At 40.9% G+C, this 1,012-nt stretch carries 1 pseudogene; it reads left to right on the top strand.

Annotated elements, in window-relative coordinates:
• Positions 1-507: 507 nt before the first annotated feature.
• Positions 508-1,012, top strand: a pseudogene (locus RV17_RS12970) (hypothetical protein); the annotation flags it as partial.

The raw sequence follows: 1,012 nt of genomic DNA, 5'->3' as shown, positions 1-1,012 counted from the left end.
AACTGGGAGATGTCGTCCAAATATGGCATAAGGAACAATGGCGAAATTCTTACATTAAGAATGGTAGCAATACTCAATATTCAGACATGGATGAAGGAAGCGTTTATTTTGCAGTAACGGCTGATGGTTTTATCCCGTATCGTTTGAATCGGTTGGAAGCAAAAGAAACAACAATCACGACCAAAACCACCAATGCAGAGTTAGATAAACAAGTAGGTGATTTGATTGACTTTCTTGGGATGAGCGGGAATGGCTTGAAAGTGACTCAAATCACGCAATATCCAGATCGTTCACAAGCAGGAAAAACCACAGGGAAAGTCTTAGTGGAAGAAACAATCGCTGGTGTAAAATTAAATTATGAGTATGAAGTGACTTTCAATGTGTTGGCTAATTTGTCGGCAGTTGGAAAAACGATTGCTGACATTCCTTTAGGGACAACGTTATCTGGAGCAGCTAAAGATTATGTTGATGTGACTGCCAGTCCTGAATCAGCAAATCAATTAACANCCAATTAGCGGGACAACTGTTGGCCAGCATCAAGCAACTGTTCGTGTCACAAGCCCAACTTATCAAGTTTCTGTAGATGTCAAAGTTGACTACACTGTACTCTATGAGAATAGCATTGTCATAGGAAGCGACCCGAATATTGGTCTTAGTTTGCTGGATGAGGGTGGCATGCCCAAATTGAGCGCAACACCAGGAACACCAAAAAGCAAATTAACACTACGCCCATTAGTCAATATTTATCGTGGTTCAATGACGGAACTAGTTTGTTCCTTACAAACAGATACTGTGTACCAAACGCCTGAAAATTTGTCAGATAACTGGAACCAGCAATTACAAGCAAGCGGTGCCCAATACGGTGACGTGCTATCAGCCTCAGCTGCACATAGAGATAAACCAACTTTACAACTTAATGGGGCAGAAACATATATTAGCCGGGATGAAACCTTAGTAAAAGAAGCAGAAGGGTATACGGAAGCTTTCTATGAATTGACACCAAATGGTTATT

It is taken from the genome of Enterococcus thailandicus (assembly GCF_001886265.1).
Classification (GTDB): Bacteria; Bacillota; Bacilli; order Lactobacillales; family Enterococcaceae; genus Enterococcus_B; species Enterococcus_B thailandicus.
This window is presented reverse-complemented; position numbering and strand designations above follow the sequence as displayed.